Source organism: Paramesorhizobium leguminum (assembly GCF_003217235.1).
In the GTDB taxonomy this organism is placed as follows: Bacteria; Pseudomonadota; Alphaproteobacteria; order Rhizobiales; family Rhizobiaceae; genus Paramesorhizobium; species Paramesorhizobium leguminum.
In genome coordinates this window covers 79,196-105,343 of record NZ_QJTF01000007.1, presented here as the reverse complement: position 1 = coordinate 105,343, position 26,148 = coordinate 79,196, and the positions used below count along the sequence as shown (strand labels likewise).

The 26,148-nt window shown below is 59.8% G+C and carries 29 protein-coding genes; 11 read left to right on the top strand and 18 right to left on the bottom strand.

What is annotated here, in order from left to right; genetic code table 11:
- Positions 1 to 118: 118 nt before the first annotated feature.
- On the top strand, positions 119 to 334 hold the full coding sequence (locus tag C7477_RS18730) for a hypothetical protein (RefSeq protein ID WP_146226077.1): 216 nt from the start codon (positions 119 to 121) through the stop codon (positions 332 to 334).
- Between the two features lie 293 nt (positions 335 to 627).
- On the opposite strand, the gene panB is transcribed toward C7477_RS18730, so the two are convergent.
- Together panB and panC are read right to left on the bottom strand one after the other, a co-directional pair.
- Positions 628 to 1,446, bottom strand: coding sequence for a 3-methyl-2-oxobutanoate hydroxymethyltransferase (gene panB, locus C7477_RS07965; protein ID WP_110750863.1), 819 nt, complete (start codon positions 1,444 to 1,446; stop codon positions 628 to 630).
- 76 nt (positions 1,447 to 1,522) lie between these two features.
- A complete protein-coding gene (panC, locus tag C7477_RS07960; RefSeq protein ID WP_110750861.1) occupies positions 1,523 to 2,368 on the bottom strand; it encodes a pantoate--beta-alanine ligase in 846 nt (281 codons plus the stop codon).
- 52 nt (positions 2,369 to 2,420) lie between these two features.
- Between panC and C7477_RS18965 the strand changes: the two genes are divergently transcribed.
- Complete coding sequence (locus C7477_RS18965; protein WP_181418377.1) at positions 2,421 to 2,558, top strand: hypothetical protein; 138 nt, start codon at positions 2,421 to 2,423, stop codon at positions 2,556 to 2,558.
- Here C7477_RS18965 and nadC read toward each other — a convergent pair.
- The 3 genes from nadC to nadA form a co-directional block, all read right to left on the bottom strand.
- Positions 2,555 to 3,436 (bottom strand): carboxylating nicotinate-nucleotide diphosphorylase, encoded by an 882-nt coding sequence (nadC, locus tag C7477_RS07950; RefSeq protein WP_110750859.1) that lies wholly within the window; start codon positions 3,434 to 3,436, stop codon positions 2,555 to 2,557. The genes C7477_RS18965 and nadC overlap by 4 nt on opposite strands.
- Positions 3,436 to 5,112 carry an L-aspartate oxidase gene (locus C7477_RS07945; RefSeq protein WP_245411766.1) on the bottom strand — a complete coding sequence of 559 codons (1,677 nt, stop codon included), beginning with the start codon at positions 5,110 to 5,112 and terminating at the stop codon, positions 3,436 to 3,438. Before C7477_RS07945 ends, nadC begins: the two co-directional genes overlap by 1 nt.
- A 336-nt stretch (positions 5,113 to 5,448) precedes the next feature.
- Positions 5,449 to 6,501 (bottom strand): quinolinate synthase NadA, encoded by a 1,053-nt coding sequence (gene nadA, locus C7477_RS07940; RefSeq protein WP_245411765.1) that lies wholly within the window; start codon positions 6,499 to 6,501, stop codon positions 5,449 to 5,451.
- A 392-nt stretch (positions 6,502 to 6,893) separates the two neighbouring features.
- Here nadA and C7477_RS07935 point away from each other — a divergent pair, with 392 nt between their 5' ends.
- On the top strand, positions 6,894 to 8,132 hold the full coding sequence (locus tag C7477_RS07935; protein WP_110750853.1) for an MFS transporter: 1,239 nt from the start codon (positions 6,894 to 6,896) through the stop codon (positions 8,130 to 8,132).
- A 6-nt stretch (positions 8,133 to 8,138) separates the two neighbouring features.
- On the opposite strand, the gene C7477_RS19365 is transcribed toward C7477_RS07935, so the two are convergent.
- The 8 genes from C7477_RS19365 to bspA form a co-directional block, all read right to left on the bottom strand.
- Positions 8,139 to 8,264: a hypothetical protein gene (locus tag C7477_RS19365; protein WP_281032528.1), complete on the bottom strand. Its 126-nt coding sequence runs from the start codon at positions 8,262 to 8,264 to the stop codon at positions 8,139 to 8,141.
- A gap of 291 nt (positions 8,265 to 8,555) precedes the next feature.
- Complete coding sequence (locus C7477_RS07930; RefSeq protein WP_110750851.1) at positions 8,556 to 8,777, bottom strand: amino acid transporter; 222 nt, start codon at positions 8,775 to 8,777, stop codon at positions 8,556 to 8,558.
- 48 nt (positions 8,778 to 8,825) lie between these two features.
- Positions 8,826 to 9,569, bottom strand: a complete 744-nt coding sequence (gene recO, locus C7477_RS07925) for a DNA repair protein RecO (RefSeq protein ID WP_110750849.1) — start codon at positions 9,567 to 9,569, stop codon at positions 8,826 to 8,828.
- A 121-nt stretch (positions 9,570 to 9,690) separates the two neighbouring features.
- Positions 9,691 to 10,629, bottom strand: a complete 939-nt coding sequence (gene era, locus C7477_RS07920) for a GTPase Era (protein ID WP_110750847.1) — start codon at positions 10,627 to 10,629, stop codon at positions 9,691 to 9,693.
- A 51-nt stretch (positions 10,630 to 10,680) separates the two neighbouring features.
- Positions 10,681 to 11,385: a ribonuclease III gene (gene rnc / locus C7477_RS07915; protein WP_110750845.1), complete on the bottom strand. Its 705-nt coding sequence runs from the start codon at positions 11,383 to 11,385 to the stop codon at positions 10,681 to 10,683.
- 2 nt (positions 11,386 to 11,387) lie between these two features.
- Positions 11,388 to 12,173: a signal peptidase I gene (lepB, locus tag C7477_RS07910; RefSeq protein ID WP_110750842.1), complete on the bottom strand. Its 786-nt coding sequence runs from the start codon at positions 12,171 to 12,173 to the stop codon at positions 11,388 to 11,390.
- A 172-nt stretch (positions 12,174 to 12,345) separates the two neighbouring features.
- The gene (gene acpS / locus C7477_RS07905; protein WP_110750840.1) at positions 12,346 to 12,747 is read right to left on the bottom strand and encodes a holo-ACP synthase; all 402 of its coding nucleotides are present in this window, start codon (positions 12,745 to 12,747) and stop codon (positions 12,346 to 12,348) included.
- Positions 12,744 to 13,289, bottom strand: coding sequence for a type IV secretion system effector BspA (gene bspA, locus C7477_RS07900; protein WP_110750838.1), 546 nt, complete (start codon positions 13,287 to 13,289; stop codon positions 12,744 to 12,746). Before bspA ends, acpS begins: the two co-directional genes overlap by 4 nt.
- Before the next feature lie 122 nt (positions 13,290 to 13,411).
- On the opposite strand from bspA, the gene C7477_RS07895 reads away from it, so the two are divergent.
- The 4 genes from C7477_RS07895 to C7477_RS07880 all read left to right on the top strand — a co-directional run bounded on the left by C7477_RS07895 (position 13,412) and on the right by C7477_RS07880 (position 15,649).
- Positions 13,412 to 13,696: a type II toxin-antitoxin system RelE/ParE family toxin gene (locus C7477_RS07895; RefSeq protein WP_110750836.1), complete on the top strand. Its 285-nt coding sequence runs from the start codon at positions 13,412 to 13,414 to the stop codon at positions 13,694 to 13,696.
- Positions 13,686 to 13,994: a HigA family addiction module antitoxin gene (locus C7477_RS07890; protein ID WP_110750833.1), complete on the top strand. Its 309-nt coding sequence runs from the start codon at positions 13,686 to 13,688 to the stop codon at positions 13,992 to 13,994. The genes C7477_RS07895 and C7477_RS07890 overlap by 11 nt, the downstream gene beginning before the upstream one ends.
- A gap of 164 nt (positions 13,995 to 14,158) precedes the next feature.
- A complete protein-coding gene (locus C7477_RS07885) occupies positions 14,159 to 15,364 on the top strand; it encodes an MFS transporter (protein ID WP_110750831.1) in 1,206 nt (401 codons plus the stop codon).
- 54 nt (positions 15,365 to 15,418) lie between these two features.
- The gene (locus C7477_RS07880) at positions 15,419 to 15,649 is read left to right on the top strand and encodes a helix-turn-helix domain-containing protein (RefSeq protein WP_110750829.1); all 231 of its coding nucleotides are present in this window, start codon (positions 15,419 to 15,421) and stop codon (positions 15,647 to 15,649) included.
- A gap of 222 nt (positions 15,650 to 15,871) precedes the next feature.
- Here C7477_RS07880 and pyrE read toward each other — a convergent pair whose 3' ends face one another.
- From pyrE to rpoZ, 3 genes are all read right to left on the bottom strand, one after another.
- Positions 15,872 to 16,450, bottom strand: a complete 579-nt coding sequence (gene pyrE / locus C7477_RS07875) for an orotate phosphoribosyltransferase (protein WP_110750827.1) — start codon at positions 16,448 to 16,450, stop codon at positions 15,872 to 15,874.
- A gap of 236 nt (positions 16,451 to 16,686) precedes the next feature.
- On the bottom strand, positions 16,687 to 18,966 hold the full coding sequence (locus tag C7477_RS07870; RefSeq protein WP_110750825.1) for a RelA/SpoT family protein: 2,280 nt from the start codon (positions 18,964 to 18,966) through the stop codon (positions 16,687 to 16,689).
- Positions 18,967 to 19,113: 147 nt separating this feature from the next.
- The gene (gene rpoZ / locus C7477_RS07865) at positions 19,114 to 19,518 is read right to left on the bottom strand and encodes a DNA-directed RNA polymerase subunit omega (protein WP_110750815.1); all 405 of its coding nucleotides are present in this window, start codon (positions 19,516 to 19,518) and stop codon (positions 19,114 to 19,116) included.
- Positions 19,519 to 19,801: 283 nt separating this feature from the next.
- On the opposite strand from rpoZ, the gene C7477_RS07860 reads away from it, so the two are divergent.
- Together C7477_RS07860 and C7477_RS07855 are read left to right on the top strand one after the other, a co-directional pair.
- On the top strand, positions 19,802 to 20,380 hold the full coding sequence (locus C7477_RS07860) for a LabA-like NYN domain-containing protein (protein WP_110750813.1): 579 nt from the start codon (positions 19,802 to 19,804) through the stop codon (positions 20,378 to 20,380).
- Between the two features lie 30 nt (positions 20,381 to 20,410).
- Complete coding sequence (locus C7477_RS07855; protein WP_110750810.1) at positions 20,411 to 21,052, top strand: uracil-DNA glycosylase; 642 nt, start codon at positions 20,411 to 20,413, stop codon at positions 21,050 to 21,052.
- 359 nt (positions 21,053 to 21,411) lie between these two features.
- On the opposite strand, the gene smpB is transcribed toward C7477_RS07855, so the two are convergent.
- Together smpB and dapA are read right to left on the bottom strand one after the other, a co-directional pair.
- Positions 21,412 to 21,888, bottom strand: coding sequence for an SsrA-binding protein SmpB (smpB, locus tag C7477_RS07850; RefSeq protein ID WP_110750808.1), 477 nt, complete (start codon positions 21,886 to 21,888; stop codon positions 21,412 to 21,414).
- A gap of 99 nt (positions 21,889 to 21,987) precedes the next feature.
- The gene (dapA, locus tag C7477_RS07845) at positions 21,988 to 22,869 is read right to left on the bottom strand and encodes a 4-hydroxy-tetrahydrodipicolinate synthase (protein WP_110750806.1); all 882 of its coding nucleotides are present in this window, start codon (positions 22,867 to 22,869) and stop codon (positions 21,988 to 21,990) included.
- A gap of 328 nt (positions 22,870 to 23,197) precedes the next feature.
- Here dapA and C7477_RS07840 point away from each other — a divergent pair, with 328 nt between their 5' ends.
- The gene (locus C7477_RS07840) at positions 23,198 to 25,177 is read left to right on the top strand and encodes a lytic transglycosylase domain-containing protein (protein WP_245411770.1); all 1,980 of its coding nucleotides are present in this window, start codon (positions 23,198 to 23,200) and stop codon (positions 25,175 to 25,177) included.
- 413 nt (positions 25,178 to 25,590) lie between these two features.
- On the top strand, positions 25,591 to 26,052 hold the full coding sequence (locus tag C7477_RS07830) for a hypothetical protein (protein WP_110750802.1): 462 nt from the start codon (positions 25,591 to 25,593) through the stop codon (positions 26,050 to 26,052).
- Positions 26,053 to 26,148: the final 96 nt, after the last annotated feature.

The window sequence follows — 26,148 nt, the reverse complement described above, 5'->3', positions numbered from 1 at the left end:
AATGAAAATTCGCGGGGTTTTCTTTTGCCTGATAGCCTAGACTTTCGCCGCGCTTGATTGATACTGTTGCGTTAGGGGGCTATGTTGTGGCCATGAGCAATCGAGAGCGGTGTAACCGATGAAAGCAGATGCCTTCAAAAAAGGGTTCATGCGCGGGTTTTCCGCTCCCTTCTTGTTTTTCTCGCCGATAGAAATACGCCGCCCGTCTCAATTCAACGGTAGCGTTGCGAAGGCTTGGGCCGATGTCGGTCGTGTCCTGTCCGATGCTACGGCAGCGCAGGGGACTTATCTTGAGCAAAAAGCCGACAAGTCCAAACGATCAAAGCGCCGATAGCGCGCCGCTTAAATCTCCTGGCCAAATCGAGCGCGTCCCGCCGGAAACACCGGGCCTGCCGTTCGTCCGATTCATGGAGAGTTTGCACGTTGAGGGCCTTGATCTCGAACGTGAAGTAGATCGCGGAATGCGAGGCGCCCTCCCTCCCCCTTGCGGGGAGGGTGGCCCGTAGGGTCGGGTGGGGGTGGTGACGTTTGCGCCACATTCGCATAGGAAGTGCGACCGTCACCACCCCCATCCGCCCGCTCCGCGGGCACCTTCCCCGCAAGGGGGAAGGGAGGCGGGCCGATCCGCTACTTCTTCATCTTATAAACCTGCTCCTCGCCCGGAAACGCCCGCGCCTTCACATCCTCCGCATAAGCCTTCACCGCTTCCTCGATCGCCGCGCCCACCGCGCCATATTGCTTGACGAATTTTGGCGGGCGCGGATTGAGGCCCAGCATATCCTCCAGCACCAATATCTGCCCGTCGCACTCCTTCGAGGCGCCGATGCCGATGGTGGGGATGGCCACCTCGCGGGTGATTTCGGCGGCAAGCGGCTCGACGATGCCTTCCACCACCACCGCAAAAGCGCCCGCCTCCGCCACGGCCTGCGCATCCGCCTTGATCGCCGGCCAATGCGCGGGGTCGCGGCCTTGCGTCTTGAAGCCGCCCATGGTGTTGACCGCCTGCGGCGTCAGCCCGATATGGGCCATGACGGGAATGCCGCGCTCGGTGAGGAAATGGATGGTCTCGGCCATGCGCGCGCCGCCCTCGAGCTTCACCGCGCCGCAGGCCGTCTCCTTCATGATGCGGGCAGCATTGCGAAAGGCTTCCGACGGGCTTTCCTCATAGGTGCCGAACGGCATATCGACCACGATCAGAGCACGTTGCGAACCGCGCACGACGGCGCGGCCATGCACGATCATCATCTCAAGCGTGACGCCGATGGTCGAATCCATACCGTGCATGACCATGCCGAGGCTATCGCCCACCAGCATGAAATCGGCGTAGCGGTCGACAATCGCCGCCGTGTGGGCGTGATAGGCGGTGAGCGACACGATCGGCCTGCCGCCCTTCATCGCGCGGATTTCCGGGGCGGTGATGCGGCGGGTGACGATTTCTCGGCTCATGGGGCACCTTTAGTGAATGGTAAAATGGTGAATGGTGAATGGGAAAGGCAACTATTCACCATTTACTATTCACCATTCACCCTATCACCCTTTGATCAATCAATCGTACCTTACCGAAGCGGACGGTCAAAAGCACGACGACGGGTTTGGTAAACTTTCCCGAAACCTTGGACAAATCCTCCGCATCGCGGATATCAACCGCCTCGACCGTACCGCGCGGTTCGGCTTTGAGTACCGTAAGGATGGCTTTGCGGATCGCGGTTATGGAGCGTTCGCCCTGCGCGGCAAGCGCTTGCGCGGCGGCAAGCGATTTCGACAGCACCACCGCGGCGTTGCGGTCCTCCGGCGTCAGCATGGCGTTGCGCGAAGAACAGGCAAGCCCGTCCGCCTCCCGCATGATCGGCACGCCTACGATTTCCACCGGAATATCCAGATCCGCCACCATGCGGCGGATGATGGCGAGTTGCTGATAGTCCTTTTCGCCGAAGAAAGCTTGGGTTGGCTGGACGATGTTGAAAAGCTTGGAAACAACCGTGGTCACGCCGCGAAAATGGCCGGGGCGGATGCGGCCCATGAGAATACGCGAGAGATGCGTGGTCTCGACAATGGTCTCTGCGCCGGGGCGATAGATTTCCGCCGCATCGGGCGTGAAAACATAATCGACGCCTTCGGCTTCGAGCAGTTTCAGATCGCGTTCGAGATTGCGGGGATAGGTGGCCAGGTCCTCGTTCGGGCCGAACTGCGTCGGGTTGACGAAGATCGACGCCACCGTGACGTCGCAGGATTTGCGCGATTGGCGGACGAGCGTCATATGGCCGACGTGAAGATAGCCCATGGTCGGCACCAAGCCGATGGTCTTGCCGGAACGGCGTTCCAGTTTAAGCGCCGCGCGCAAATCCGCAATGGTGGAGATGACTTTCATCGGCGAGCACCCCCCTCTGCCCTGCCGGGCATCTCCCCCTCAAGGGGGGAGATTGGCTGATATCGCTCTTCCCACTCATTCTGCAATTCTGGCGATTGATGCCAGCGTCGATGAAGGCGCAATCTCCCCCCTTGAGGGGGAGATGGCTGGCAAGCCAGAGGGGGGTGAGATGACAAGCGATTTCGCTTAAACATGAGATGTCCCAATCCCTATATCCAGCCCGACATCCAGCGTCCGCGCGGCCATGGTGATCTTCGAGGTCGAAATATAATCGACCCCGGTTTCCGCGACAGCCCGGATCGTTTCGAAGGAAATATTGCCGGAGGCTTCGAGCGTTGCTCGACCTCTGCCTATTTTCACGGCTTTTTCAAGAACCGGAACCGGCATGTTGTCAAGCAGGATCACATCCGCGCAGACGCTAAGCGCTTCCTCAAGCTGGGCGATGGTATCCACCTCGACCTCGATTTTCACCAGATGTCCCGCATAAGCCCGCGCGGTTTGAATAGCCTTTGCCACGCCGCCCGCCACCGCGATGTGGTTGTCCTTGATGAGGATCGCATCGTCGAGGCCGAAGCGGTGGTTGGTCCCGCCGCCGCAGCGCACGGCATATTTGGCGAGGGCGCGCATTCCAGGCACGGTCTTGCGCGTGTCACAGACTTTGGCGTTGGTATCAGCGATGAGATCGGCGAATTTCGCCGTATAGGTGGCGATGCCGCTCAAAACCATCAGGAAATTCAGCGCCACCCGCTCGGCGGAAAGGATGGCGCGGGCGCTGCCCGAAATGCGGGCGATGGGTTGGCCTGATGTCACCCGCTCGCCATCGCGAACGAGGCTCTCGAATTTCACCGCCGGGTCGATCAGCGTGAAAGCGGCTTCGGCAAGGGCGAGCCCTGCAATGACGCCCGCCTCGCGAGAATTAAGGACTGCCTTCGCTTCCGCGCTTTCGGGAATGGTGGCATAGGTGGTGATATCGCCGGCGCGGCCCAGATCCTCAAGAAGCGCGGCGCGCACCGCCTCCTCAACCATCAGGCGCGGTAGAACAGGTGGATTGGCTTTGGCTGATGTCATCAGGCGAATTCCATATGGCTTTGTGCGAACTTTTCGGCTTCCGCCAGGGTGATGAGAGATCGCCGCTGGCATTCCGGCCTCGCTTGCGGGAAATCGGTTCGATAATGCGCACCCCGGCTTTCCTCACGCTTGAGAGCGCTGACGGCGACGAGCTTTGCGGTGGTGAGCGTATTGGCGAAGGCGGCGTTGCGGTTGGTGCGTTCAAGGCCGAGGATGATGCGTAGCCCCTCCTCCATGCCAATGCGATGGCGAATGACGCCGAAATGTGCGCTCATGGTTTTGCGCAGGAGGGCGTGGGGGGCGCAATCGACCGCTTGGTTAAAATGGATACCCCCCTCTGCCCTGCCGGGCATCTCCCCCTCAAGGGGGGAGATTGGCTGATAGGCTCCCTGGCGTTCACCTTCAACATCTGCGGTTGATACCGACCGTCGATGACGATGCAATCTCCCCCCTTGAGGGGGAGATGTCCGGCAGGACAGAGGGGGGTGCTCTTCCCTCAGCGTTTTCTGATCCGAAAGATTCATCTCAACATTCCCCGCCACCCGCGCCGCAAAAACCACCGCCTCCAGCAGCGAATTAGACGCAAGGCGATTGGCGCCATGTACACCTGTGGAAGCGACCTCGCCGCAGGCCCAGAGGCCTTCGAGCGAGGTGCGGCCTTGCGCATCGGTCAACACGCCGCCCATGAAATAATGCGCCGCCGGGACGACCGGGATCGGCTGCGTGACCGGATCGATGCCGGCTTCGCGGCAATAGCCGTACACGGTGGGGAACTCCTCGGAAAAGTGTTCGCCTACCGCCTTGGTGCAATCGAGCCATGCGCCGCGACCGGCCATGATTTCAGCGAAGATGCCGCGCGCCACCACATCACGGGGAGCCATTTCTCCATCGGGATGGTGAGCAAACATGAAGCGCTCGCCCTTGTTGTTGACCAGCGTGGCGCCATGGCCACGCAGCGCTTCCGTTGCGAGCGGCGCGGGATCTTTTCCCACACCGAGCGCAGTCGGGTGGAACTGCACGAACTCCATATCGGCCAGCGTGGCGCCTGCTCGCGCGGCCATGCCGATGCCGCCGCCGCTCGCTTCCGGCGGGTTGGTCGTCACCTGGTACAGATGGCCGATGCCGCCGGTGGCGAGCACCACGGCGCGGGCAGGGAGATGGCGGCCGTTTGCGATAACGCCCGCAACATGGCCATCGTTCATAATGAGGGTTTCGGCGATGAAGCCTTCCAGAACACGGATCGACGGCGTGCGGCGCACCGCCTCCACCAGCGCCTGCATGATGGCGCGGCCGGCCATGTCGCCGCGCACCCGCACCACGCGGCTTTGCGAATGGGCGGCTTCACGCGAAACCTGCAGCCTGCCGCCGAGATCGCGATCAAAAGGTACACCGTAGCCGAGAAGGTCATGGACGCGGGCGGCGGCCTCGCTCACCATTCCCCTCGCGATTTCCTCGTCCACGATGCCATCGCCCGCCGCGAGCGTATCGGCGAGATGCTGCTCGATCGTATCGCCTTGGGATACGGCGGCTGCAATGCCCGCCTGCGCCCAAGCCGACGACGCGCCATGGCCGATGGGGGCCGCGGCAAGAACGGTGACCGGACGGGGGGCGAGCTTGAGGGCGCAGAACAAGCCTGCGAGGCCGCCGCCGATGATGAGGGTGTCAGCGGGGGGCATGGCAAACATCCCCCTCTGCATGGCCATCTCGCGCTAGACGAATACCCCCCTCTGCCCTGCCGGGCATCTCCCCATATCCTACCAGCGTCATCCTCGGGCTTGACCCGAGGATCCATGGCAGAGAGGCGGAAGCGGTCATGTCATTCTCTATTGGATTGCAGGCAACACCGGGAATACAATCATCGAGACTGGACTGCGTTGCTGCTGAAGGGACTCTCAGAGCCCCCTTGCCGTGGATCCTCGGGTCAAGCCCGAGGATGACGACGAGAGAGGCTCGGGGAGATGTCCGGCAGGACAGAGGGGGGTGAGCAACAGCCAACATTTCGACTACGCCAGTCAATTCTTCAAATTCACCATCCGCTCCACCGCCCTGCGCGCCCGTTCGGCCACCGCCGGATCGACATGGATTTCCTCGCGCATGAAGACGAGGCTTTCCAAAATCTTCGGCAAGGTGATGCGCTTCATGTGCGGGCAGAGGTTGCAGGGCTTGAGGAACTCCACGTCGGGCACATCAGCCTCGATGTTGGAGGCCATCGAGCATTCGGTGACGAGCAGCACCTTGGCCGGGCGGTTCGTCTTGACGTAATCGATCATGCCGCTGGTCGAGCCGGCGAAATCCGCGATGGCGACGACGTCCGGCGGGCATTCGGGATGGGCGATGATCTGGATCGACGGATCGGTAAGCTTATAGGCGAGCAATTCCTCCGGCGTGAAGCGCTCATGCACTTCGCAGCGGCCCTTCCAGGTCAGCACCTTCACCTTGGTCTGCGCGGCGACGTTTTGCGCCAGGAATTCATCGGGAATGCACAGGACCCTATCGACGCCGAAGCTTTCCACCACCTGAAGCGCATTGGCGGAGGTGCAGCAGATGTCGCTTTCCGCCTTCACCTCGGCGGACGTGTTGACATAGGTAACGATGGGTACGCCCGGATAGGTTTCGCGCAGCAGGCGCACATCGGCGCCTGTGATCGACTCGGCGAGCGAGCAGCCGGCGGCCATGTCGGGCATCAGCACCGTCTTTTCCGGGTTGAGCAGCTTCGACGTCTCGGCCATGAAATGCACGCCGCCCTGGACGATGATTTCGGCATCGACGCGTGTCGCCTCGCGGGCGAGCTGCAGCGAGTCGCCGACGATATCGGCGACGCAATGGAAGATTTCCGGCGTCTGGTAATTGTGCGCCAGGATGATGGCGTTACGCTCTTTCTTCAGGCGATTGATCGCGGCGACATAGGGCGCATGGACAGGCCATTCGATGCGGGGGATATGATGCGCTACGCGCTCGTAGAGATGCTCGGTCTCGCGCGCCACATCAGGCGTGAATTCGAGCGAGGGCATATCCATAATGCCGAACCGCTCTGCCGCCGTTTTCTCCACTACGCTGATTGCCATCCCACTCGCCGCCATGTCGCATCCTCCCTCTATTTATACTCACTTTGAGCATAAATGAGTCCAAAAGAAAAACGGCCTTGCCGTTGGCGTAAGACATAAGACCATATGGCGCGGACGACAAGCGGGCGTGTCATAAAAGTTTCGCACCCTCCTTCCCCCTTGCGGGGAAGGTGCCCGCGTTAGCGGGCGGATGGGGGTGGCGACGTTTGAGCCGAGGTCTCCGGCAAAAGCGCAAACGTCACCACCCCCACCCGACCCTTCGGGCCACCCTCCCCGCAAGGGGGAGGGAAGGAGCCAGATCAATTTCCGTGAAGGATCGTTCAAACCAATTCGTTTGTAGCATGCGTTCGATTGATTAAATTGAGCGTTCCGATACTTCAGGATTTCCCGCCATGACCGCCTCGACTGCCCTCGCCACGAAGCAAAATCACCTGCCCTGGCTCATCATCGCCTCGGGCTGCCTGATCGCGCTTCTCACCTTCGGGCCGCGGTCAGCCATGGGGATATTTCAATTGCCGATGCTGACGGAAAAGGGCTGGGACCGCACGACGTTCGGTCTTGCCATGGCGTTGCAGAATTTGTTCTGGGGCGCGGGGCAGCCGTTTTTCGGCGCGATTGCCGATAAATACGGGACCTGGCGCGTGCTGCTTCTCTCCGCGATCCTCTATGCGAGCGGCCTTCTGATGATGGCGCATGCGGATTCGCCCACCATGCTCTATGTCAGCGGCGGCATTCTGGTCGGGCTGGGCGTCGCCGCCGGCTCGTTCGGCATCGTGCTGTCGGCCTTCGCGCGCAATGTGACGGCGGAAAACCGCACCTTCGTCTTTGGCTTGGGCACGGCGGCGGGTTCGGCGGGCATGTTCGTCTTCGCGCCCATCAGCCTCGGCCTCATCGAGCGTTTCGGCTGGTCGGACGCGCTGGTCTATATGGGCCTCGCCATGCTGGTGATCCCGATTCTGGCGATCCCGCTTCGCGGCAACGGGGCGAGCGGGCGCGTCGCGCAGGATACGTACAAGCAGTCGATCGGCGCGGCACTGCGCGAGGCGCTGGGGCATAAGAGCTATCTGCTGCTTACCTCAGGCTTTTTCGTCTGCGGCTTCCAGGTGGCGTTCATCACCGCGCATTTTCCGGCCTATATCGCGGATATCGGCATCGAGCCGCAATATGCGGTGTGGGGGCTGGCACTGATCGGCTTCTTCAACATCATCGGCTCGCTCGCCTCCGGCATCATCAGCCAGCGCACATCCAAGCCGATCTTCCTGGCGCTGCTCTATGTCGCGCGCTCCGTGCTCGTCGCGGCCTTCCTGCTGCTGCCGCAATCGGGCGTATCGGTGCTGATTTTCTCAGGGCTGATGGGTCTGCTCTGGCTCTCCACCGTGCCGCCGACGAATGCGCTCGTCGCCATCATGTTCGGCACACGCCATCTCGGCCTGCTGGGCGGCCTCGTATTCTTCTCGCACCAGATCGGCTCATTCCTCGGCGTCTGGCTCGGCGGCTATCTCTATGACCGTCTCGGCTCCTACGACCCGGTCTGGTGGTTCGGCGTCGTGCTCGGCCTTTTCGCGGCGCTGGTGCACTGGCCGATCCGCGAGCGGGCGGTGGAAAGGCCGGCGCTGCGGGCGGCGGAGTGAGGGCGATCAACGGGAGTGACGCGGCTTGTCGTTGTGTTCCCGATCTTTTCGGGTGATGAAGAGCAGGAAAGCGACGATAAGCAATGTGGCTGCCGGTACCGTCAACCAGATGACGAAGTCTTCATAGGTCATTGCTTTAGCCTTATTCCCCGGGGTGCAGCCGATCCTTGGGCCTGGTGAAGTAGGAAACGCCAAAGCCCATCGCCAGAACAAGCAGGGGCGCTCCAAAAAAGGCATATAGTTCAAAGAGAGTCATGACGAGAGCCTCCTTAGCTCATGCCATACTCGCTGCTGCGGCTTAATTCGATTGCCGCGGTTTACTATTATTTTTGGCCCGGTCTTTGCGGGTGATGAAAAGCATCACTGCCATTATCAGCAATGCGCCGATAGGACCAACCATGAAAGCCATGAACTGTGTGAAGCTCATTGGTCCAACCCTTTCAAGAAAAAGCGCGCACCTAAATGTACAACGCTAGAGACAAAAACGCAAATAATGCTCACCGTGAAAGTTGAGCCAGCTGGTCCTTCATTTGTACCAATTCCGGTAATTATCGGAGCAAATGCGCCAATAGCAAAAACTGCGATAGCAATGCCGTTAAAATAGGTTGCCGTCAGTTTCGTGCGTTCGTTGCGAATTAGTGTCATATCTTCCCCTCCCCAACACCAAAATATCTGCATGACGTGGGAGAAGAATCAATCAGGAAAAGGCGTTTTTACCACCTTCCCCAACGCCGCCATGAACCCCGCCCGCGCTTCCGGCGGCGTGAGTGCGCGCGGTTCCCAGACATGGCGCATCAGGAAATAGCCGGTCATGCGAAAGGCGGCATCGACTTCGGCGAGTGAGACCGCACGGATGTGGGTGTTCGATACGAAATCCGGCATCGGCAGAAGTTTGTCGGCCCATGGCGCCCCCGCGTCACGCGAGACCGCCCTGCCCGATTTCGGCGAGACATAGGCGAGATGCTGGCGGCTGCCCGTCGCGGCACAGGCGGTAAGGTCGAGGCCGAAGCCCAGTTCCTCCAGCATCATCACCTCGAAGCGCAGCATCAATTCGCCCGCCGCCAGCGGATCGTCGAAATGCTCGATCATCAGCCCAAGCGTCTCGAACAGGCCCGGATGAGGGTCGCGTTCGGGCAACAGACGTAAATGCGCGGCGGCAAGCTGGATGCCATGGAGCGCTACCGGCATCTCGATGAGGCGGGCGGCGGCGAAGCTCAGGGGCTCGACCTGGAAGGTGCCCAGATGCTCATCGAGGCGAGCGTACCATAACGCGTCAACACGGTTTCCCGGCTGAAGCAGCGGCTGCTGCTTGCGCGAGCGCCCTCCCCGCACGACGCCCAGATGCCGTCCATGGGCGCGGGTCATCAATTCGACGATGGCGCTCGTCTCGCCATGCCGCCTCATACCGAGGATTATGCCTTCATCGCGCCATTCCATAGGATTCCAGTGAGCGGTGAGCGGTGAGCGGTGAGCGGTGAGCGGTGAGCGGTGAGCGGTAGGTAATGAATAGTAAGGCGTTATTCTACTGCTTACTGCTTACTGCTCACAGTCTCACTGCTCACTGTCCCGGAAATTCCAGCCCCATTTCCCTATACCGCTCGGGATCATTGCCCCAATTGTCGCGCACTTTGACGAAAAGGAAAAGATGCACCGGCTGTTCCAGCATTTCGGCGATTTCCTTGCGGGCCGACTGGCCGATGACCTTGATCGTCTCGCCCTTGTGGCCCAGCACGATCTTCTTCTGGCTTTCGCGCTCAACATAGATCACCTGCTCGATGCGGACCGAGCCGTCCTTCTTTTCCTCCCAGCGCTCCGTCTCCACCGTCGAGGCATAGGGCAGTTCCTCGTGCAGGCGCAGGTAAAGCTTCTCGCGCGTCACTTCCGCTGCGAGCTGGCGCATCGGCATGTCGGAAATCTGGTCTTCCGGGTAGTACCACGGGCCGAAAGGCAGCGCGTTTGCGAGATAATCGCGCAGATCCTTGCAGCCGGAGCCGGTGAGCGCCGAAATCATGAAGGTGCGGTCGAAGGCGACCTTCTCATTGGCTTTCGCCGCGAGCGCCAGAAGCGAGGGCGGATCGACCCTGTCCACCTTGTTGAGAACAAGTATCTTCGGCTGCCGCACATCCTTGAGGCTGTCGAGGATCGCCTCGGCATCCTCGTTGAGCCGGCCCTGCGCATCGATGATGACCAGCACCAGGTCGGCATCGCGCGCGCCGCCCCAGGCGGTCGTCACCATGGCGCGGTCGAGCCGCCGTTTCGGGCGGAAGATGCCGGGCGTATCGACAAGCACGATCTGGGTACGGTCATGGATGAGGATGCCACGCACCAGCGCGCGCGTCGTCTGCACCTTGTGCGTGACGATGGAAACCTTGGTGCCGACGAGCTGGTTGACGAGCGTGGACTTGCCCGCATTCGGCGCGCCGATGAGCGCGACGAAGCCGGAGCGAGTCGGCTCAGCGGCTTCTCCCTCCCCGGCGGATATGGATTTATCTGTCATTATTTTTCTTCTGTCTTTGTTTTCCGCATGATCTTATCTGAAAAGTCTGGATCATGCTTCCGGACGCATCCAAACGCCCTCACGATATAAAATTTCAATGGCTGCGTTCTGTTCCGCGATGCGCTTGGAGCGGCCCATGCCTGTGGCCGGCGCGAAGCCCGCTACGGTCACCTCCACCGTGAACTGCGGATCATGGTCCGATCCCGTGCGGCTAACGATCTGGTAGCGCGGCTGCGCTCCGCGCTGCCTGTGCGCCCATTCCTGCAATTCGGTCTTGGCATCGCGTCGGCCTGCCTCAATTTCCTCGGAGCGCGGGCCCCAATAGCGCTGGATGAAAGGACGCACCGTTTCCAGACCGCCTTCCAGATACATGGCTGCGATCAAGGCTTCGATGACATCGGCGCGCACGTTCATCAGCCGCTTTTCAGTCATCAGCATCTTGATGTCGGCGCCGGTGCGGATCAGCGCATGGAGACCCATTTCGTCGGCAATCGCGGCGCAGGTTTCGGCATTGACGAGCGCGTTGAGCCGCACGGACAATTCACCCTCGGCGGCATTGGGAAAGGCGGCGAACAGCATTTCCGCCACCACCAGCCCCAGCACCCGGTCGCCCAGAAACTCCAGCCGCTCATAATTGGCGCCGGCCTGGCTCCGCGCCGATGAATGGGTCAATGCCCGCTCAAGGCGCGCGGTGTCGCTGAATGTGTGTCCGGTCCGTTCCTCAAGGAAGCTCGCGATATCGATCTTGCCCGCCATGCCTACTCGGCTTCCAGCTTCTTGAGTGGCGGCTCGGAATTGACCGAGGTGAGCAGGCGGCTGAGACGCAGTTCCGACGGCCAGCGCCACAGCTCGAGCGGGCTTGCGCCCCCTGCAATGGAGAAGAAGATGACATTGGCGCGGCCAACGAGATTCTCGAACGGCACGTAGCCGACAGTGAAACGGCTATCGAGCGAGTTATCGCGGTTGTCGCCCATCATGAAATAATGGCCGGCGGGCACTTCGAAAACGCGCGTGTCGTCGCCGATCGAATTGGGAGAAAGCTCAAGCGTGTCATAGCTGACACCATTGGGCAGCGTCTCGCGATAGACATCGACCGGGCGATTCTGCTCGGTGACATCGGGATTGTTGATCTCTCCGATCTTTTCGCGCTTGACCGGCACGTCATTGATATAGAGCACGCCCTGGCGCATCTGGATGCGATCGCCCGGCAGGCCGACGACGCGCTTGATGTAATCAATCTTCGGGTCGCTCGGCAGCTTGAAGACGACGATGTCGCCGCGCTTCGGTTCGCTTGCCCAAATGCGCCCGGAGAAGATATCCGGCGAGAAAGGCAACGAGAAATGCGAATAGCCATAGGAGAATTTGGAAACGAAGAGATAATCGCCTTCGAGCAGCGTCGGCCGCATCGAGCCCGAGGGGATGCTGAACGGCTGAAATAAAAGCGTTCTGATGATCAGCGCGAGGACCAGTGCCTGCACGACGACACTCAAGGTTTCGCCGAAGCCGCCGGATTTTTTAACTTCGCTCTTGTCGGACACGCTCATCAATTCTCCGATTGCAACAGGGCGTTCTTTTATTTTCCGCAAGTTCTCTGGAAAAACAGTTCCTGTTTTTTCCGGGAAAACCGCTTCACACTTTTCCTGAACTTGCTCTATTAGCCGCTACGATTGCGCGAAGCAATCCAGCCCTATTCTAATCCCCGACGATTGGTAAAGATCAAGACGCAGGCAGGGCTTCTATGATGACAAATGCCTGCGCGAGAGGGAAATCATCGGTGATCGTCAAATGTATGGCGGCGATATGGCCTGATGGCGTGATCCGGGCGAGCCGCGCCGCCGCGCCGTTCGTCAACGCCATGGTCGGCTTGCCGGAGGGCAGGTTGACCACGCCCATGTCGCGCCAGAATACGCCCTGCGCCATGCCGGTGCCAAGCGCCTTGGCGCAGGCCTCCTTGGCCGCGAAACGCTTGGCGTAGGACGCGGCGCGCTGGTTGCGGGCATCCGACTTCGCCTGCTCGACAGGTGTAAAGATGCGGTTGGTGAAGCGCTCGCCATGGCGCTCCAGCGTTTTCTCAACGCGGCGAATATCGATCAAATCGCTGCCTATGCCTATGATCATGCCGCTGATTTCAATCTTTCGAGGCGCTTGTGGCGGTAGGCTGTAACCGCCCATCGCGCCGCTACATATACGACCAGCGCGAAGAACAGGCCCAGCGTGAGAGCGCCGAACAGCATTGGCTTCAAGACCGGCCCCCACATGTCGGAAAGATTGAAATGCTGGAGCATCCCGCTCAAATGCGCAGGCATGTCCGACGAAGACAGATTGCCGGTAAGCAGGAACCGGCCGAATTCAAACGTCGCGCCCCAGATGACCGGGATGGTCAGCGGATTGGCGAAGGTCGTGCCAAGCGCCGCGGCGGCGATATTGCCCGCGCAAAGATAAGCGAGAATAATGGCGATGATGATGTGAAAGCCAAAGAATGGCGTAAATGCCGCGAAAATGCCCACAGCCAGACCCGCCGCAATCGCATGCGGACTCGCGGTGATACGCATCACGCGCTTGCCCATATAGCGCAACGAGCGCGAAAACGACCGGCGCGGCCAAAGCCAAGTGCGCAGCCGTTCGCTAAAACCAGCTGGTTTGCGGCGTTTGAAAAGCATTTCCTTTTATACGCGGCGAGAGAAGAATAGGCAAGGCGACCGGGCAAACCCTTCGACCTACTGACGGGCACATGTAAGGAAATAGTTGACATAGTGTCAGGATACGGCTTACATATTAACGAATGATCGAGAGCTTTCGAAGCAAGCCCCTGAAACGGTACTGGACCAAGGGTGACGATGCCGGGATTAGGCCGGATTGGCGAAAGAAGATCCGCATTATCCTGTCTCGCCTCGATGCGGTTCGCGATCCGGCCGAGATGAACGTCCCAGGCTTTGGTTTTCATGCCTTGAAAGGAGACCAAACGGGACGCTTTGCCGTTTCGGTTTCCCGAAACTGGCGGATCACTTTCTCATGGGAAGGGGAGAACGCCACGGATGTTGAAATGGAGGACTACCATGGCGACTGAACCATTGCGCCACCCGTCCATAGAGCCGACCCATCCCGGCGAGATGCTGGGTGAGATCATGATTCCGGCCACCGGCAAGAGCAAGGCGGAGATTGCGCGTCTGCTCGGCATTTCGCGGCAAACGCTCTACGACATTCTGAAGATGAAGCAACCCGTTACGCCTGCGATTGCCGTGCGATTGGGCAAGCTCTTCGGGGATGGACCCGGCGTCTGGATAAGGATGCAAGCCGCCTATGATACATGGCATGCCGAGCGTGAAATCGATGTCAGCAGCATAGAGACTTTGAAAGTCGCATAGACGATAGACCAACGGCGCGGTTGGTCGATCATATCACAATATGGTAATGCGCCGTGTTTTTCCCATGACAGTGGACGCTATCGAGCAAGGCAGACCTTCCCTTGCTTTCCCCGTTGCCGTATTGCCCTGTTGCCCTTCTCATTGTCTCCATCCGGAGCCCTATCGTGACCGATACCACCGCTGCGACCAATCCGCCCGTTGCTCATACCGCTGAGACGACGGCCATCGGCATCATTCTGGCGATCAGTTTCTGCCATCTGCTCAACGATATGATGCAGTCGCTGCTTTCTGCGATTTATCCGATACTGAAAGACAATTATCATCTCGATTTCTGGCAGATCGGCCTGCTGACTTTCACTTTCCAGATAACGGCATCGATCCTGCAGCCGGTCATCGGCATGTATACGGACAAGCGACCAATGCCCTATTCCCTGCCGGTCGGCATGGGCTTCTCCCTCGTCGGGCTTGTTCTGCTGGCAATAGCGCACCACTATCCGCTGCTGCTGGCGGGCGCCGCATGTGTCGGCATGGGGTCGTCGATCTTCCATCCGGAATCGTCGCGCGTGGCGCGCCTCGCTTCCGGCGGGCGGCATGGGCTGGCGCAATCGCTGTTTCAGGTTGGCGGCAATTTCGGTTCGGCGGTAGGCCCTTTGCTCGCCGCCTTCATCGTACTGCCACGCGGCCAGGGAAGCATTGCGTGGTTCTCCATCGCCGCGCTTATCGGCATGTTCATCCTCTGGAGGGTCGGCGACTGGTACGCGCGCTACCGCTCGACGCATGCCAACAGGCCTTCCGCCAACCGAGCGCTGCCATTGCCGCGCAGACAGGTGGCGGTCGCGCTCACCGTGCTGGCGATCCTCGTCTTCACGAAATACGTCTATATGGCCAGTCTGACCAGCTATTATACCTTCTACACGATATCCGAGTTCGGCGTTTCGGTGCAGGCCTCGCAGCTTCTTCTGTTCCTGTTTCTGGGCGCGGTAGCGGCGGGCACCATCCTGGGCGGCCCCATCGGCGACAGAATCGGCGCCCGCGCCGTCATCTGGTTTTCGATCCTCGGCGTACTGCCCTTCACGCTGGCGATGCCCTATGCGAACCTTCCGGTGACGGCGGTGCTGACCGTGGTCATCGGCTTCATCCTTGCCTCGGCCTTTCCAGCCATTGTCGTCTTCGCGCAAGAGCTGGTGCCGGGCCGGGTCGGCATGATCGCCGGGCTGTTCTTCGGCTTCGCCTTCGGCGTGGCGGGCATAGCGGCCGCAGCGCTCGGCCTTGTCGCCGACGCCAAGGGCATATCGTTCGTCTACACGATCTGCTCCTACCTTCCGCTGCTTGGATTGCTGGCAGTGTTTTTGCCGAACATACGAAAGTAGGAGGAAGCGCCCCCTACACCGCCACCCGGCTGGCTATTTTCGCCCTCCAATGGGATGTGGCCGCCACCGGCACCGCAGCGACGCCGCCGTGAAACCGGCATGAGCTATCAACAGTGGCGGCAGCAATGGCGATTGCTCAAGGCGGTGGAATTGCTCGCCGGACACAGGAGCATCACATCGATCGCCTTTGATCTCGGCTTCGCCAGTGACAGCGCCTTTATCGCCTTTTTCAAAGGAATGACGGGGCATACGCCCCGCGCGTTTATGGGATCGTCGGTGCGGTAATTTAAAGCCGTTCCTGTTTTGATGGAATCGCTAGGCGCCCCCCTCTGTCCTGCCGGCCATCTCCCCCGCGAGGGGGGAGATTATGCCTTCATAGACGTGCGGCACCAATCGCAAATGTCGCAGAATAGGGGGGCGAAAGCCGTATCAGCCAATCTCCCCCCTCGCGGAGGAGATGTCCGGCAGGACAGAGGGGGGCGCTGTCCCGCCAGCGTTTCTATTGTTTTAAATATTCCGGCTTCCCGGCTTCACCGCTGGAATCGCCGCCAGTTCGGGCGGCAGATTGTCGGGCGCGTAGGCGGGAACCTCATATTCGGCGAGGGCGATCAGTCTTGTGCCGACATCGGCCTTGCCGGCGGAGCGGTCGACGATGCAGGCGGCGGCGAGCACTTCCGCCTTCAAGTCCTTCAGGCAATCGATGGTCTCGCGGATCGACAGGCCGGTGGTGACGATATCTTCGACAATCACCACGCGCGCGCCTTCCGGGATTTCGAAACGGCGCAGACGGAAGACGCCGTTCTCGCGCTCGACCCAGATCGCGGGCGCGCTTAAGTGACGCGACGTCTCATAGGCGGGAATGAGCCCGCCGATTGCCGGGCCGACGACATAATCGATCCGGCCCAGCCCCGCTTCGCCGATCTTTTCGGCCAGCGCCTTGCAGAGCTTCTCGGTCTTGTCGGCATGCATGAAGACGCGCGCCTTTTGTAGAAAGACAGGACTGCGCAAGCCGGACGTCAAGATGAAATGGCCTTCCAGAATGGCTCCCGCCTCGCGGAAAACGGCTAATACGTCCTTAGTGTTCATATGGCGCCTTCCTTTTTGGCTAGTTAATTTCTCCCGTCGTAACTTTGGCAGCGTAGAGGCATGGATTCCTGTGACAAGCACAGGAATGACGAGGTGGAGCGCTTTTCGCCTAGACGATTCCCCGCCAAGAGCCAAATTTCCGTCATTCCTGTGCTTGTCACAGGAATCCATGCCTCAACCTTCCAATCACGACAGCGGCTCAGAACATATCTAGCGCTTCCATCAATGAAACCGCCCTATCCATTCACCCGCCGCACGTCGCTGACGCAGGCGCTTTCCTTTAATTGCGAGATGATGCGGTTGAGGTGCTTCAAATCCCAGACTTCGATGTCCATGATCATCTCGGTGAAATCGGGCGCCGTGCGCACCATCGACAGATTGTGAATGTTGGCATCGTTATTGGCCGTTACCTGCGCGATTTCGGACAGGGAACCAGGCGAATTGATCGCAGTAACGCTGATGCGCGCGGGGAAGCGCTCCTTCATCTGCTCGTCGATATCCCAGCGCACGTCGATCCAGCGCTCAGGCTGGTCGTCATAGGCGGTGAGCGCCGGTGACTGGATCGGATAGATCGTGATGCCCGCGCCCGGCTGCAGGATGCCGACGATGCGGTCTCCCGGTACCGCGCCTTCCGGTGAGAAGCGCACGGGCAGGTCGCCGCTCGTTCCCCGGATCGGCAGGGCACGCTTGCCGCCATTCACGGCCTTCGCGCCCTTTGTGGATGTCATGGCGACCGCCTCGCCGCCTGCTTCCGCCTCATTGCCTACTTCATTGCCTTCCGGCACCTTGAAGATCATGCCGGCGGCGTTCTGGATATTGAACCAGCCCTTCTCACCCCGATTGGCAGGGCCGTGCATCGTGGCGCGGTTATCCTGATAATCGGGGTGGACGGCTTTCACCACATCGGTGGAGGGCAATTCCCCGCGCCCGACGGCGGCCAGCACATCCTCCACATCCTTGCGCGCCAGACGCGGCAGGCCGGGCTTGAGGCCATCCTTGGAGAAGGTCTTGCCGGCGCGCTCGAAGGCACGCTCCAGAATGCGCATACCCAAGCCGGAATATTGCTTGCGCACGGCGGAACGGGTGGCGCGGCGGATGGCGGCGCGGGCCTTGCCGGTGACGACGACCGATTCCCAGGCGGCAGGCGGAACCTGCGCCTTGGAGCGGATGATCTCCACCTCGTCGCCATTCTGCATCTCCGTCATCAGCGGCATGATGCGACCGTTGATCTTGGCGCCGACGCAGCTATCGCCGACATCGGTATGCACCGCATAGGCGAAATCGATGGGCGTCGCGCCACGCGGCAGCGCGATCAGCCGCCCCTTGGGCGTGAAGCAGAACACCTGATCCTGAAAAAGCTCAAGCTTGGTGTGCTCCAGAAACTCTTCCGGATTGTCACCTTCGGCCAGCGCCTCGATGGTCTGGCGGAGCCAGGCATAGGCATTGGTCTCCGTCGAGATGACATGCGGATTTTCCGCGCTGCCGCGATCCTTGTAGATGGAATGAGCAGCCACGCCATATTCGGCGATTTCGTCCATCTCTCGGGTACGGATCTGCAACTCGACACGCTGGCGCGACGGGCCGATGATGGTGGTGTGGATGGAACGGTAATCGTTCTGCTTCGGCGTCGAGACATAGTCCTTGAACCGCCCGGGTACCATCGACCAGGTGGTATGAATGATGCCCAGCGCCTGATAGCAATCCTCCAGCGTATCGACGATGACGCGGAAGCCGAAAATATCCGACAATTGCTCGAAGGAAAGCGCCTTGGTCTCCATCTTGCGGAACACCGACCATGGCTGCTTCTGGCGGCTCTTGACGGTGGTCTTGATCCCTTTCTTGTTGAAAAGGTCGGAGAGATCGCGCTCGATCTTCTGTAAAACGCCGCGGTTCTTCTCCAGAAGCTCGGCGAGACGGTCGGTGATGGCCTTCCAGGCTTCGGGATTAATATAGCGGAACGCCAGTTCCTCCAGCTCCTCGCGCATGTCCTGCATGCCCATGCGGCCGGCGAGCGGCGCATAGATATCCATCGTCTCCTCGGCAATGCGCAGGCGCTTGTCCTCGCGCATGACACCCAGCGTTCGCATGTTGTGGAGCCGGTCGGCGAGCTTGACCAACAGCACCCGCACATCCTCGGAGATCGCGAGCAGGAGCTTGCGCAGGTTTTCCGCCTGCACCGCCTTCCGGGAAACGAGGTCCAGCTTTTTAAGCTTGGTCAGCCCTTCCACCAGCTTGCCGATATCGGGGCCGAAGAGCTGGTCTATTTCCTGCCGCGTCGCGGTCGTATCCTCGATGGTGTCATGCAGAAGCGCTATGGCAATCGTCGCCTCGTCGAGATGCATGTCGGTGAGGATGGCAGCGACTTCGAGGGGATGAGAGAAATAGGGATCGCCGGAGGCCCGCTTCTGGCTGCCATGCTTCTGCATGGCATAAACATAGGCCTTGTTGAGGAGCGCCTCGTTGACGTCCGGCTTGTAACGCTGGACGCGTTCCACAAGCTCGTACTGGCGCATCATCGACTGGCCTCTCTTTTACACACACATACTTCTTACACAAACATGCGCCGCAGCTTTGGGCCGCAGCGCATGTCGAAATTGGCACCAGAGAAGTAAATACGCTCTTATAATTCAGCACCTAAGCGCAAAAAGCGTACCAATTTCCGATCAATAATCGTCGTTCTTTTCCGGAGCGACCAGACCCTCGATACCGGCGAGGAGCTCCTCTTCCGACATGCTGTCGAAGGAGACGATATCGTCTTCGCCCGCCTCGGCTATCTGGACTTCAATATCCTCGACTTTGCCGGTCAGCTGCGGCACGGCGGCGGGTTCCGGCTCGTCCACTTCCACATGCTTCTGCAGCGAGTGAATCAGATCTTCCTTCAGATCGCCCGGCGACAGCGTCTCATCCGCGATTTCACGCAGTGCCACGACGGGGTTCTTGTCGTTGTCACGATCGATGGTGATATGCGCGCCCTGGGAAATCTGGCGCGCGCGATGGCTTGCCAGCAGTACCAGCTCGAACCGGTTTTCAACCTTGTCGACGCAATCCTCTACAGTGACGCGGGCCATTGCTGCCCCTTTCATTTTTTTAAGTCATTCAACGGAATTCTCTCGCACATAGCGCTTGCGCCGGCAAAAAACAAGCGGAATGAAGCCTGGCATCATTTCCGCCTAACGCCATATTCGCGCCTTGATTGCATTGCAAGCAACCTGCAATTGCTTGGATTTTGTTTTCCGGCATCGTACAAGAAAAAAATGGCCTGGTTAAACGCCATCAGCCTTCCACCCACCCATATTTTCAGCCGGACCGCACCGACATCTCAAGCGGACCGCAAGAATGGATTTTTGAGGCATGTTTGATTCCCGCGAGAAGATCGCGCTCTTTATTGACGGTGCCAATCTCTACGCCGCTTCAAAGACCCTTGGCTTCGATATCGACTACCGCAAGCTGCTCAAGGCCTTTCAGAAGCGCGGTTACCTGCTTCGCGCCTACTATTATACGGCGTTGGTGGAGGATCAGGAATACTCCTCGATTCGTCCGCTGATCGACTGGCTCGACTACAATGGCTATCGAGTCGTCACGAAGGCAGCCAAGGAGTTCACCGACTCGACAGGGCGCCGCAAGGTCAAGGGCAACATGGATATCGAATTGACCGTCGATGCCATGCAGTTGACGGACACTGTCGATCATTTCGTCATCTTCTCCGGCGATGGCGACTTCCGCTCGCTGGCGGAGGCACTGCAGCGCAAGGGCCGCAAGGTCAGCGTTGTCTCGACGCTGGTGACTCAGCCGCCGATGATCTCCGACGATCTGCGCCGCCAGGCCGACCATTTCATCGATCTTGCCTCGCTCAAGGCCGAGATCGGGCGTGATCCCTCCGAACGCCCGGCGCGCCGGGTCGAGGTGGAAGAAGAAGACGGCGATTATTGATAGCCGGCTCCAGCCGGGCCATTAAGAGCCATGATTTGCGAGCCATCGCCCGATTGCGCGATCTGCCCTCGGCTCCATGCCTTTCTTGCCGAATGGCGGGAAAAGGAGCCGGGCTGGCACAATGCGCCTGTGCCGCCCTTCCTGCCTGTCGGCAGTGACGAGACCGTCGAACTATTGATCGTTGGTCTCGCGCCGGGACTGCGCGGGGCGAACCGCACGGGACGCCCCTTCACCGGCGATTATGCCGGCGATCTTCTCTATCGCACATTGGGCGATTTCGGCTTCGCGCGGGGAAAATTCGAGGCGCGACCGGACGATAGTCTGAAACTAGAGGGGACTGCCATCGTCAACGCGGTGCGCTGCGTACCGCCGGAAAACAAGCCGACCGCCACTGAGATCAATCATTGCCGGCAGTTCCTGGTACCCGCCATCCGCCGCTTTCCCCACTTGCGCGCAATCGTCACGCTCGGCACCATCGCGCATCAATCCACCATCCGCGCGCTCGGACAACCGGTTTCAAAGCATCCTTTCGGCCATGGACGGATGAGTATCGTCGACGGTATCCGGGTTTTTTCGAGCTATCACTGCTCGCGTTATAACACCAACACCGGTGTGCTTACGGAAGAGATGTTCCGTGACGTATTCAGGGCGGTGCGGGAGTTTCTAGGGTGATGCGCGCATTATTTTTGACGCCACTTCCCGTTCTCTAGCTTCTGATAAAATCTCTGATACAAAAATGTATTCGAGAGAGAAAGCAGAATGCGTTGGGACCAGCCAGCGCACCGATGGAGATGGGCAACATCGGCACAGGCGAGTGCCTCGCTCTCGAACTACGGAGGTGAGAAATGATGTGGTATCCTATACCGCCCATCACGATCACACTGCAGATACGAAAAACCCGGACGGGCTGGACAGTTACCGTCCGGATCATTTTCGTAGGATAGCAGTAAAACCGGCTCCAGGAGTTCGCGCTCCTGGGGCCACTCCGGTAATGTATAAGCAATACCGCCAAAATTCAAGATGCGGGAAAATCATCCCTTATCGCGCAGCAGCCGCGATTTCTCCCGGTTCCAGTCGCGCTTCTTCTCGGTTTCGCGCTTGTCGTGCAGCTTCTTGCCGCGCGCTACCGCGATCTCCAGCTTGGCGCGGCCGCGATCATTGAAATAGAGCTTGAGCGGCACCACCGTCATGCCCTCGCGATCCACCGAATTGGCAAGTCGCGCCATCTCACGGCGGCTGACCAGCAGCTTGCGCAGCCGGCGCGGGTCGTGGTTGAAGCGGTTGCCTTGCGTATATTCCGGTATATAGGAATTGATCAGCCAGAACTCGCCATTCTCGAAGCTCGCATAGCTTTCGGCGATGTTGGCTTGATTGGAGCGCAACGATTTAACCTCCGTGCCTTGCAGCACGAGGCCCGCCTCAAGCGTATCGAGGATTTCGAAATTGTAGCGCGCCTTGCGATTATCCGCGATGATCTTGCGCGCCGGAGCATTCTTTGGTTTGTTCATGACGGTTTTGTAAAGGGAATAGGGGAGTAGGGGAATAAGGGAATAGGAAAAAAGTGGAACCGGTGGAGACACCACCTACTCCCCTACTCCCTTATTCCCTTAATTCACCAGCCCCGCATGCTTCAACGCCAGATCGATACGCGCAGCGGTCTCGGCCTCGATCGGCACCAACGGCGAACGCAGCGTGTTCTCGATCTTGCCCAGGCGCGCCAAGGCATATTTCGCACCGCCCGGATTGGGCTCAATGAAGAGCGCCTTGTGTAACGGCATCAGGCGATCCTGAATGGTCAGGGCCTTGGCGAAATCACCTGCGAGGCAGGCTTCCTGAAACTCAGCGCAAAGGCGCGGCGCGACATTGGCCGTAACCGAAATACAGCCCAATCCGCCATGGGCATTGAAGCCCAGGGCCGTCGCATCCTCACCGGAAAGCTGGATAAAGTCATTGCCGCAAGTCATGCGCTGCTCGGAAACGCGCTCGATCTTGCCGGTCGCGTCCTTGACGCCGACGATATTCTTATGGTCGCGAGCCAGCAGCGCCATCGTTTCAGGCGTCATATCGACAATCGAACGGCCGGGAATGTTGTAGATAATCACCGGCAGCGACAGCGCCTTGGCGATTTGCGAATAATGCGCGTATAGCCCGCGCTGGTTCGGCTTGTTGTAATAAGGCGTAACCACCAGTACGGCATCCGCGCCGGCCTTTTCGGCATGCTGGGCAAGCTCGATTGCCTCGCGCGTGTTGTTGGAACCCGCCCCTGCGATGACCGGAACACGGCCCCTCGCCTCCTCGACGCAGACCTCGACGACACGCTTGTGCTCTGCATGGGTGAGCGTCGGCGACTCACCCGTGGTGCCAACCGGCACCAGCCCGTGCGAGCCTTCCTCGATCTGCCAATTCACCAATGCGCGAAAGGCTTTCTCGTCAAAGCCGCCATTATTGTCAAATGGCGTGACAAGTGCCGGAATGGACCCCTTCAGCATCGGTATTGAACTCCCAGAAATTTAGGCCGAGAAACAGGCAAGCAGGAAGCCTGCCGTAAAGCGCTGCACCATAGTCTTGCCACAGGGCTGGGGCAAGCGCATTTGACAGACGTTCAACATGGCTTTCAAGCCGCATGATCTTACCTGGAAGTCTGCAACTTTTCGGGATCATGCGCTAATTTTTGGTTAATACTCTCTTCACCGGGCGCCGATAACATGCGTCCTGTCGTGGGTCCAAACAAGGCGACCGATGTTCATGCCCGCAGCAGTTTCACAACGAAATATCTGGCGCAACGCTCTTCTTGCCGGCTCCGTTCTGACCGCGGGAATGACGGTGGCGGACGCGGACCCAGGGCTGATGAAGCCGGATTACCTCACCACATCCGCCGTCGTTCAGCCGAAGCGGCCCAGTGTTGCAGGGGACAGCCTGAAAACCGGGCTCGACGCGCTCTACAACAAGGACGCCGCAACGGCGCTGGCGATCCGCAATACCATGCCATCCCAATCGCTCGACCGTCACATATTGACATGGGCGATAGGCCTATCGGGCGCTGACGATCTCACCAGCGCGGACATTGCGGCGGCGACGGCGGAGCTTCCCGGCTGGCCCGGCACCGCGGCGCTGCGCCGCAATTTCGAATATGCGCTGGTCAAGGAAAATCCGTCGGCGGAGGCCGTGATATCGGCTTTCGGAAACACCAGTCCGAAGACGACCGAGGGGATGATCCTTCTCGCCCGCGCCCATCTGGCAAAGGGGAATACCACGCGGGCACGGCAAGTTCTCGCCCCTACCTGGCGCGAGGAGAAGCTGGATTCTGGGGATGAGCAAATCATCCTGCGTGAATTTGGCCACATCCTTTCACGGGAGGACCACCAGCGCCGCATGGTGCGGATGCTTTATGACAACCGCATCCAATCGGCGGGGCGCGTTGCGAAACTCGCCAACGCGCAATCGCTTTACGAGGCGTTTGCGGCCATCGGGCGCAAGTCGCCCGACGTGGTCAAGAAACTTGACGCCGTCGAGGGCGCATGGCGCGCGGATCCGATCTACATCTTCGCCAGAATAAAACATCTGCGAAGCAAGAAGCAGTACGCCCAGGCGGCGGAGCTGATGCTGAAAGCGCCGCGCGACACGCACACGCTGGTGGACCCGGATGCATGGTGGGTGGAGCGGCGCATTCTTTCGCGTGAGTTGCTGGATTTGGGCAAGCCTGACATAGCCTATCGGCTTGCCGCGGCGCATACAGCCGAAACCCCGGTTTTTGCCGCGGAAGCGGAATTTCATGCCGGCTGGTATGCGCTGAGATCGCTGAAGGACTCGAAAACGGCGATGAAGCATTTCGCGCGTATCGCTGCGATTTCCTCGCGCCCCATGTCCGCCTCACGCGCGCACTACTGGATGGGTCGCGCTGCGGAAGCGGGCGCAGAGGGTGACGCCAAGGCGCATTACGCGCAAGCTGCGCATTATGGTACGACGTTTTACGGCCAGCTCGCTGCCGCAAAGCTCGGGCAGACACGGCTGGAACTGCCCCATCCCAAGCCAACGGAGGCCGACCGGACGCGCTTCGAAGCCCGCGAGGCGGTGCGGGCGATTCGCCGGCTGGAGGCGATCAGCTATGGTACGCGGGCGGAAATGCTCTATCGCGACCTGGCGGAGGATCTGGACAGCACAGGCGAACTGGCGCTTTTGGCTGACATGGCGGAGCGCAACAACAAGCATTATGTGGCTCTTCGGGTCGGCAAGGCGGCGGCGCAGCGCGGGCTTGATGTCGGGGCGCTTTCGCATCCCATCGGCGCTATCCCTGAAAGCGCGAATATTTCGGGCTCCGGCAAGGCGCTGGCCTATGCCATAGCCCGGCAGGAAAGCGAATTCAATGTTGGAGCCGTTTCGAGCGCCGGCGCGCGAGGTCTCCTGCAACTGCTGCCGGCAACCGCCAAGGAAGTGGCGCAGCGCGCCGGGATGAGCTTTTCCAAGCCTCGCCTGACGACCGACGCGGCCTATAACGCCACGCTCGGCGCACATTTCCTTGGCGAGCAGATAGACCGTTTCGACGGCTCCTATATTCTCACCTTCGCGGGCTATAATGCCGGACCCCGTCGCGCCGATGAATGGATCGCCAAATATGGCGACCCCCGCGGCAAGCGGATCGATGAGATCGTCGACTGGATTGAGCGCATCCCCTACACCGAAACGCGCAATTATGTGCAGCGGGTGATGGAGAATTACGAGGTCTACAAGGCTCGGCTTTATGGCAAGATGGATATCGAGGGGGATTTGATCGCAGGACGGGTGAGCGGTGAGCGGTGAGCGGTGAGCGGTGAGCGGTGAGCGGTGAGCGGTGAGCGGTGAGAAAAATCACTGCTTTTTGTTATTCGCAAGATGTCCTTGGCGCCTGCAGCAAAAAAGGGGCAGCGCGCCCCTCTGTCTTCCCGGACATCTCCGCCGCGCGGGGAGAGATCAGCTGATATATTCTCTCACAGGTTCATTCATGTTGGATATTGTTGCCGAACATCTATGAAAACGTAATCTTCCCCTTACGAGGGAAGATTTCCGGCAGGACAGAGGAGGACGCTGTCCCGCAACCGTTTTCAGCAGGGGATCATGCCCTAGAGCGGGCATCCCGCTCTAAATCTTTGTTTTAGCCGCATGACCTTACCTGGAAGTCTGCAACTTTTCGGGATCATGCTCTAGGCTTCCTTGTCGGGTTTTTTCCCGTAGACTTGCTCACCGCTTTGGTAATTGTCGATTTCACGGCCGTTTCGGTTTTTCTCGCCGCTGTCTCAGCCTTTACCACCGCGCCCGTCACCGCGGACGCAGCGGCCTTTACGGCTGGCGCCGCATTCGTGGCTCCCACTGCCTTGGCCGCGCCGGTCACGGTTTTGGCGGCGGCGGTCAAAGGCCTGACGGCGGAGGCCGATGTGGCTTGGGGCTTGGCCGGGGAAGAAGATTGCCTCGACGAAGGTGCGACAGATCCCCGACCTTGGCCTACCGATGTCGCGCCGCCCTGTGTTCTGTGGCTGGTCGAAACCTTACCGGCTTCCACGCGCCGGGTGAAATCGGTGCGGGCGCCGCTCTTCAGCATAGCCGCTTTTCCGGTCCAGTTTTCCCGCTCAACGCGACCGGGGAAGCCGATCTTCCTGTTGACCCAGGCGATTTCCGCAGGGGTCCAAGCGGCAATCTGATCATAATGGTAGATACCCAAGCCGTTTAAATCCCTTTCCAACTTATCGCCTACCCCGTCGATCAAGGTCAAATTGTCGCGCTTGCCGCCGCGGGGC

Coding starts and splice junctions, on each gene's coding strand:
- C7477_RS18730 (WP_146226077.1), top strand. CDS start 119: ATGAAAGCAGATGCCTTCAAAAAAGGGTTCATGCGCGGGTTTTCCGCT.
- panB (WP_110750863.1), bottom strand. CDS start 1,446: ATGAGCCGAGAAATCGTCACCCGCCGCATCACCGCCCCGGAAATCCGC.
- panC (WP_110750861.1), bottom strand. CDS start 2,368: ATGAAAGTCATCTCCACCATTGCGGATTTGCGCGCGGCGCTTAAACTG.
- nadC (WP_110750859.1), bottom strand. CDS start 3,436: ATGACATCAGCCAAAGCCAATCCACCTGTTCTACCGCGCCTGATGGTT.
- C7477_RS07945 (WP_245411766.1), bottom strand. CDS start 5,112: ATGCCCCCCGCTGACACCCTCATCATCGGCGGCGGCCTCGCAGGCTTG.
- nadA (WP_245411765.1), bottom strand. CDS start 6,501: ATGGCAATCAGCGTAGTGGAGAAAACGGCGGCAGAGCGGTTCGGCATT.
- C7477_RS07935 (WP_110750853.1), top strand. CDS start 6,894: ATGACCGCCTCGACTGCCCTCGCCACGAAGCAAAATCACCTGCCCTGG.
- C7477_RS19365 (WP_281032528.1), bottom strand. CDS start 8,264: ATGACCTATGAAGACTTCGTCATCTGGTTGACGGTACCGGCAGCCACA.
- C7477_RS07930 (WP_110750851.1), bottom strand. CDS start 8,777: ATGACACTAATTCGCAACGAACGCACGAAACTGACGGCAACCTATTTT.
- recO (WP_110750849.1), bottom strand. CDS start 9,569: ATGGAATGGCGCGATGAAGGCATAATCCTCGGTATGAGGCGGCATGGC.
- era (WP_110750847.1), bottom strand. CDS start 10,629: ATGACAGATAAATCCATATCCGCCGGGGAGGGAGAAGCCGCTGAGCCG.
- rnc (WP_110750845.1), bottom strand. CDS start 11,385: ATGGCGGGCAAGATCGATATCGCGAGCTTCCTTGAGGAACGGACCGGA.
- lepB (WP_110750842.1), bottom strand. CDS start 12,173: ATGAGCGTGTCCGACAAGAGCGAAGTTAAAAAATCCGGCGGCTTCGGC.
- acpS (WP_110750840.1), bottom strand. CDS start 12,747: ATGATCATAGGCATAGGCAGCGATTTGATCGATATTCGCCGCGTTGAG.
- bspA (WP_110750838.1), bottom strand. CDS start 13,289: ATGCTTTTCAAACGCCGCAAACCAGCTGGTTTTAGCGAACGGCTGCGC.
- C7477_RS07895 (WP_110750836.1), top strand. CDS start 13,412: ATGATCGAGAGCTTTCGAAGCAAGCCCCTGAAACGGTACTGGACCAAG.
- C7477_RS07890 (WP_110750833.1), top strand. CDS start 13,686: ATGGCGACTGAACCATTGCGCCACCCGTCCATAGAGCCGACCCATCCC.
- C7477_RS07880 (WP_110750829.1), top strand. CDS start 15,419: ATGTGGCCGCCACCGGCACCGCAGCGACGCCGCCGTGAAACCGGCATG.
- pyrE (WP_110750827.1), bottom strand. CDS start 16,450: ATGAACACTAAGGACGTATTAGCCGTTTTCCGCGAGGCGGGAGCCATT.
- C7477_RS07870 (WP_110750825.1), bottom strand. CDS start 18,966: ATGATGCGCCAGTACGAGCTTGTGGAACGCGTCCAGCGTTACAAGCCG.
- rpoZ (WP_110750815.1), bottom strand. CDS start 19,518: ATGGCCCGCGTCACTGTAGAGGATTGCGTCGACAAGGTTGAAAACCGG.
- C7477_RS07860 (WP_110750813.1), top strand. CDS start 19,802: ATGTTTGATTCCCGCGAGAAGATCGCGCTCTTTATTGACGGTGCCAAT.
- C7477_RS07855 (WP_110750810.1), top strand. CDS start 20,411: ATGATTTGCGAGCCATCGCCCGATTGCGCGATCTGCCCTCGGCTCCAT.
- smpB (WP_110750808.1), bottom strand. CDS start 21,888: ATGAACAAACCAAAGAATGCTCCGGCGCGCAAGATCATCGCGGATAAT.
- dapA (WP_110750806.1), bottom strand. CDS start 22,869: ATGCTGAAGGGGTCCATTCCGGCACTTGTCACGCCATTTGACAATAAT.
- C7477_RS07840 (WP_245411770.1), top strand. CDS start 23,198: ATGACGGTGGCGGACGCGGACCCAGGGCTGATGAAGCCGGATTACCTC.